Annotated in this window: 5 protein-coding genes; 2 read left to right on the top strand and 3 right to left on the bottom strand. The window is 59.7% G+C overall.

What is annotated here, in order from left to right:
- Positions 1-463: 463 nt before the first annotated feature.
- Positions 464-730, bottom strand: coding sequence for a hypothetical protein (locus ACZXDY_RS44045; RefSeq protein WP_464349782.1), 267 nt, complete (start codon positions 728-730; stop codon positions 464-466).
- Between the two features lie 764 nt (positions 731-1,494).
- On the opposite strand from ACZXDY_RS44045, the gene ACZXDY_RS44050 reads away from it, so the two are divergent.
- On the top strand, positions 1,495-2,778 hold the full coding sequence (locus ACZXDY_RS44050; RefSeq protein ID WP_464349783.1) for an extracellular catalytic domain type 1 short-chain-length polyhydroxyalkanoate depolymerase: 1,284 nt from the start codon (positions 1,495-1,497) through the stop codon (positions 2,776-2,778).
- Between the two features lie 429 nt (positions 2,779-3,207).
- Positions 3,208-4,101: an NAD(P)/FAD-dependent oxidoreductase gene (locus tag ACZXDY_RS44055; protein WP_464349784.1), complete on the top strand. Its 894-nt coding sequence runs from the start codon at positions 3,208-3,210 to the stop codon at positions 4,099-4,101.
- A gap of 1,156 nt (positions 4,102-5,257) precedes the next feature.
- On the opposite strand, the gene ACZXDY_RS44060 is transcribed toward ACZXDY_RS44055, so the two are convergent.
- A complete protein-coding gene (locus ACZXDY_RS44060; protein ID WP_130230890.1) occupies positions 5,258-5,680 on the bottom strand; it encodes a CBS domain-containing protein in 423 nt (140 codons plus the stop codon).
- A 52-nt stretch (positions 5,681-5,732) separates the two neighbouring features.
- A complete protein-coding gene (locus ACZXDY_RS44065; protein WP_028165041.1) occupies positions 5,733-6,203 on the bottom strand; it encodes an aminoacyl-tRNA deacylase in 471 nt (156 codons plus the stop codon).
- Positions 6,204-6,535: the final 332 nt, after the last annotated feature.

Raw genomic sequence — 6,535 nt, forward strand, 5'->3', positions numbered from 1 at the left:
GCTGGTGATGGGCGCGTTCGCACATGGATTCGAGCGCGAGCTGATGCTCGGCAGCGCAACGCGAGATATCTTCAACGGGAGGATCGAAATTCCCGTACTGTTGTCGCACTAGATCCGGAAAGGTGTGGAGCGGTTTTCCGGAACGATCATGCTCAAACAATAACCTGAAGCGCGATGATGATTCATCCTCATCTCATCGCGCTTTAGAGCGTTTTCGAGCGACGTGAATGCCGGTTCGCGTGAAGGAAACGCATCGATCCACTCTGCGAAAATCCAAGTCTGCGAAAATCCAAGTCTGCGAAATCCACGTCTTTCATCTCGAAAGGTTGCGTCTGAAGCATCATCGCGTTGTTGCGCTGCAGCGGGCCAAATCGACAGCTCTTGAGGGGAACTTCGCAGCTCAAACCGAAACTTCTGCTCGCGCTTTTAGCAACCACCGAACGAGCAACACGTTTCGGTAGTCTCAAGGAAGGAGATCATCCATGAGACTGAAAATTGCTGCTGTTGCCTTCGCCGCGCTTGGTGGTGTTGCTCTCACCTCGACGGCGGCTTCCGCAATGCCAAATCGGATCACAAAGGCGAACGAGATCGTCTTGCAAACGTCAAGGATCCACCAGGCGCGCTCGACCAGCGGCCCGCGCCACAGCGCCCGGCACTCGGGTCCGCGATGGCGTGCCGCCCACGCTTGGAGTCCGCGCCGCGTGTCGCGTCCGGGATGGCGCAGCGCCAACGCTTGGGCTCCGCGCCGGGCGTGGGGTCCGGGATGGCGCGGCGCCTATGCCTGGAGCCCACGACCGGCGTGGTCTGCGGGCCCGGCGTGGGGCGCGAGCCCAGGATGGGGATGGGGCGCGAGCCCGGGGTGGGGATGGGGCGCGAGCCCAGGATGGGGCGTGAGCGTGGGATTTGGCCCGAGCGTAGGGGTGGGCTGGAACAGCGGGTGGTGGTGATCCGGCGGCTGACAACTAACAGCCGGATTTTCGCTGACGCTTTCACGGATCAGGTGGAGGGCGCCGCCTCTCCAACGAGGTGGCCACTTCCGTCTGGTTTCTCCCTGCCGGTGCCGCGCCCGCATCAAGCGCGTTAGGCGCATAGCGAAGCATCCCGTTGCTGGCGCGACCCGTTGGGCCAAGATCAATGCCAAGATCAATATGGGCGTGCAAGGCTGGCCTGCTTACGCCGGCGTGGACCGCACGACCAACACCCGAAGGCTTCGTCAAAGCTATCAAAGCGGCTAGTCGCACCAACAGCGAGGAGGGTTGTTCGTGGTTCTGTCTCGGAGCCGATCGTCAAGGCGAAAGTCCACGACCGGCTTCGCATCGCGCTGAATCCCGAGCGGCTGTATTTCTTCGACCGCGTGTCGCAAGCGGCGATCTGAGGCTTTCGTAGTCTGCTCGGGATGGCGAGCTGGCGGGCGCGGTCTTGACTCTGCTTCCGACGCCTGCAATGTTGCAGTGCACACAATAAATCTCCTGTGATTGGTATAGGTGTGCACCGATGCGCGAGGAGTTTCGCAGTAAATTCGAAGGTCTTCTTGCGGCGGCCCGAAAGAACGCGGCGTCCATTCGCGGAGCGCCCGCCCGTCGCCGGACACGGCTGCGAGAACTGACCGGGTTTGGAGCAAATCCCGGCAATCTCCGTATGTTTGCCTACGCGCCTGAGGACCTTCCGCCCAATAGGCCCGTGGTCATCGCGCTACATGGCTGCACCCAAACCTCCGCCGAGTATGACCACGGTACCGGCTGGTCATCGCTCGCCGATAGGCTCGGCTTCGCGGTCGTCTATCCGCAGCAGCAGCCCACCAACAATCCGAAGAATTGTTTCTCGTGGTTCTTGCCGGGCGACATCGCGCGCGGTCATGGCGAGGCGCTTTCGATCAGGGAAATGATCGAGCATGCCCTGACGAGATTTGCGGGCGATCGGGGCAAAGTATTCGTGACCGGCCTCTCTGCCGGTGGCGCTATGGCTTCCGTTATGCTCGCGACCTATCCAGAGGTTATTGCCGGCGGCGCCATCATCGCCGGGTTGCCCTATGGATGCGCCAGCAACGTTCAACAAGCATTTGAGGCCATGTTTACCGAGCACGGACATGCCACGCAGGCGCTTGGCGATCGCGTGCGGGCAGCATCCAGACATTCCGGGCCGTGGCCGAAGATCTCGGTATGGCATGGCTCCCGCGATCCGATCGTGAAGCCGTCCAACGGTGAAGACATTATTCGGCAATGGACCAGCGTGCATGGGCTTTCGGACAGCCCCTCGCATCAAGAATTCTTCGAGAGCCACAATCGGCGCGTATGGAGCGACGCAAATGGTGAGCCACTGATCGAGGCGTTTTCCATCCGCGGCATGGGCCACGGTGTGCCGATCGCGACGAAGATGGAAGAGAGTTGCAGTTTTGCCGGTGCATTTTTCCTGGATGTGGGAATTTCCTCTACGCATCACATCTCTCGCTTCTGGGGTTTGCATGAATCTCCGGTTGAAATGCCCCGTGCCGCCCCGACGTCAGCCACCATTCAGATGCCAACTGATGACCACGCCCTGCTCATTGCTGCAGCAGCTGGCGAGGGCACGCACGGTTCAGGCGGCGCCTCAACTGCTAATGATCGAGCCCAGCAGATGCGTCCGCCGCTCGACCCCAACACCATCATCGCGGCGGCCTTTAAAGCCGCAGGTCTCCCGGTTCCGGAGTTTCCCGTCGCGCTGCCCGGCACGCCGCCGCGCGTTGCACCTGGCCCGATCATCACGGCGGCCCTGAAGGCCGCCGGACTGGTGCCGCGTTAATCCGACGTCGGCGCTCGCTCTTGTCGTGGATTGACCGGTCGGGCGTGGTCGCCAATTGGCCCTGAGCCGAATAACGTTTGAATCCGTCATCATATCGGCTGTCCGGGGCAGACCGGATATTGTGGTCGCGCTCGTGAACTGCAGCTCTGGATCCAGGCGCCGCAAGTGTTTGTGTATTCGGCGACCGAAAGCGTCAGTTGGCGACAACTCCTGGCGGCTGTTTGTGGCGCCATTGTTTCTTGAGTCATCCCTCGGCGATGTCATGCGAGCCCTCGGCACGCTCCTCCTCGAACGGGCTGGGTTTCGCCGGTAAGGCCTCTTCAACTGTCTGCTTCAGGCGGTTGGTAAACGGCCCAGGCTTGAGGCCGTTCCTGAAAACCAATTCTCCAGCGTGTAAGAACCTCATCGGTGCGAACGGGTTAATCGCAGATGCCTGAAGATGTTGAGGTCTTGGTTATCGGTGCCGGGCCAGCGGGTCTCGTGTCCGCGATCTACCTTGCGCGATTCGAGCGAAAGGTTCTGGTTGTCGATTCCGGTGGGTCTCGGGCGGCACTGATTCCGAAAAGCCACAATTTTCCGGGATTCGCACGCGGAATTTCCGGTGCCGAATTGCTTGCGCGCATGAGAGAGCAGGTGGCCGCGCTCGGTGTTCGGCTGATCGACGGCAAGGTCGAGGCACTTGCGCGAGCCGGCAGCGGCTTTACTGCCACGGTCGGTCGCACGAATATCCTGGTGTCGAAAGTTGTTCTCGCGACCGGTATCGTCGATCGACAGCCTCCGATGAAGGATTGGGCCAGCGCGGTAGAGGAAGGTCTGCTGCGCTATTGTCCGATATGCGACGCGTTCGAGGCGCGCGGGAAAAGGATAGGGGTGATCGGCCCGCTTGCGCATGCAGCGAGCAAGGCGCTTTTCCTTCGTACTTTCACCGCTGATGTCGTCCTCGTTCCGACCGATGACGCGCGTGAGGACGGGCTGGAGATGAAGCTGAAGGAGGCAACAATTGCCACCACTGCGCCACTCGCTCAGCTTGAAAAAGTCGATAGTCGATTAGCGGCTCGGCTGATCGATGGCACCTCAGTCGGGTTCGATGTTATCTATCCTGCGATGGGCAGTGAGGTCCGATCCGCCCTGTCACTTGCGGTGGGCGCGGATCATACGGCGGAAGGGTTTCTGATCGTGGACCAAAAACAGCAGAGCACGGTCCAGGGACTGTACGGAATTGGTGACGTCGTCAGTGACCTGCACCAGATATCGGTCGCATTGGGTCATGCTGCGGTAGCGGCATGCCACATCCACAATACGCTGCCACCGAACTACGTGTAGTCGCCACCGCCTAGCAACGCTGCCGGATCGTGATGACTGTCTTGGCCGTCATCCATTGACCCGCCGAGCACGGCTACGCCGAGCCTGAGCGGCAAGGGGAGTCCTAAGAGCGGCCAGTGATTTTCCTCGGTCCAGTTTCGGCGACCGATCGCGCAGGTAAAGGAACTGCCCGTCGAACAAACAGTAGGACCAGGATCCGAACGCGAGCGAGCAGAAGAAGGCGCCTCCATTGGAAAGGACACGTGAAAAGCTCCTGGCCTGGGTAGGATAACCGGTTGCTGGTAAGAAACTATTTTAGGGTTCCCGACTTTGCTTTGCAAAGATCGTCTGATTCGCAGAGGTCGACTGTGAACAGAATCCTTAGGCCGGTTACTTACGTCTTCGCCGCCGTGTATTTCCTGGTGGATGCGGCGTTTTTGGCGCTTGCCAAGCCGATCTCAAACTGGATCGCTGACCACGTTCCGTTGAGACGACTACGGGCTTGGATCAGATCGTTACCGCCTTACCCATCGCTTGCACTCTTTTCAGTTCCTGTGATTCTTCTGGAACCTGTTAAGCCTCTCGCCGCATATCTAGCCGCGACGGGGCAGTTTCTGAGTAGCGCTTTAACATTGATCACGGGCGAGCTGTTAAAGCTCGTGCTGGTAGAGCGTCTATTCAGTCTCACCCGAGACAAATTAATGAAGATCCCCGCATTTGCTTGGGTCTATGTCAGGTTCCAGCAAGCGAAAGCTTGGTTAGAAGCCACGGAGGCTTGGCGTACCATACGGTCGTTGAGCAGGGCGGCCCGCAACTACGCTGCACGTGTCAAAGCAACGATATGGTGCCCCTCCGCCACTATGGGGGGCGATAGAAATCGGAGCTAAATCCCTGGGCTACAGGTCCACAACTTGTCCGCCCAATCCGCGATTGTGGACCGGAGCTCGCGCGGACCCCGAGCTAGGCTTCCCGCCAATAACTGCCCCGATTGTAAATTTCGCGATGCAGCGAGGCTGCACCGCACTCACGCCACCATACTAAGGACAAACAGCGGTTCGTCATGTCCGTGGTTGCGTATGGTTCCCTCCCTGGGCACCACTTCCTCCCGGTAAAAGCAAGACGCTGCCGCACCTCCAGCCTTTGGCGGCGGCTTGGCGGTTGTCACGCTGGCCACGCCTCAGTGATGGGCCGAGACGCTCCTGACGCATTCGGACAGGAGATTGTCGCCAGACGTGGAATGGCTGACATCGCCGAGACTGAGGATGCCGACCATCCGCTTGCTCTTGTTGATCACCGGCAGCCTGCGGACCTGCAGCTTCTCCATGTGATGCATCGCCTTTGCGAGGTCATCGTCCTCGCGGCAGCAATGGATGCCTTCGGTCATGACATCGCGCGCCGTCGCGCGACGCGCATCGAAGTCGTTGCTCGCAAGCCCTTTGCAGACGATATCGCGGTCGGTCACCATCCCGATCAGCCGATCGTCCTCTCCGATCGGAATGCAGCCGATGTCATGCCCACGCATCAATTTCGCGAGTTCGGTGACGGGGGTGTCGGGGCTGACCCAGTCGACGCCCTTGTGCATCACGTCTTTGACTTTCATGGCGGACCTCCATTGCTGGATTTCAGGTGCACTTGATGCGCGCGACCAATCCTCAGTCGTGCGCGCTAAAGCGCCCATGCGGTGCGTTCGCCGTCAGGCGCGCAAACTGCTCATGCGTGAGATGAAGCAGGGTCTCGTGATCGCCGGCTTCCATATAGATTTCCGGCTGTGTCTCGATGCTATCGTCGACGATGATATCGAGCCCATAGCACTTGCCAATGGCCGGAACGGCGCCGAGTGCGCAGTCGCGGAACAGTCGATTGATTTCGGCTTCATTCGCCATATCGACATGATCACCGAGTGTCGCCCGCAGCTCCGACAGGCGGAGGTGGTGCGATGCCGGCACGACGGCGAGGATATATTCGCCGTCGCGTCGCAGCACGATGCCTTTGGCAAGACGGTCGCCCGAGATATGGCATGCTTCGGCCGTGCGAGTGGACGACATGCTCGGCTCGTGCTGGATCTCCTCGTATTGGATGTTTTCAGCGGCGAGGTATTTTTGCAGTGTGGGAGCGATGGACATGACGTGACCTCCGGTGCGGGTAGGCAAACCATCCGCCGTAAGGTCTTCCGAGCCTCGCCTTACGATGGGCGGCTGCGTCATTATAAGGCGAGCATATTCCTTCCATCCGCCGGCTGCAATTCTTCGTCGGTGACCGGGGGCGATGCAACGCCTCTACTTTTGGCGTTGGTGTGCTTTCCGTCTTGGTGTGCAACAGGCGATCCTCGCAGCGTAGGGAACACCGATAAGGCTGGGCCGTGGCGCGGATCAGCTAACCTAAAGCGGGATGGGGTTAAGTTGAATCGATTTGGGATTCCCAAATCAGTGAGTTTCTGATTCACCATGCTGGCTGG

Source organism: Bradyrhizobium sp. LeoB3 (genome assembly GCF_055456055.1).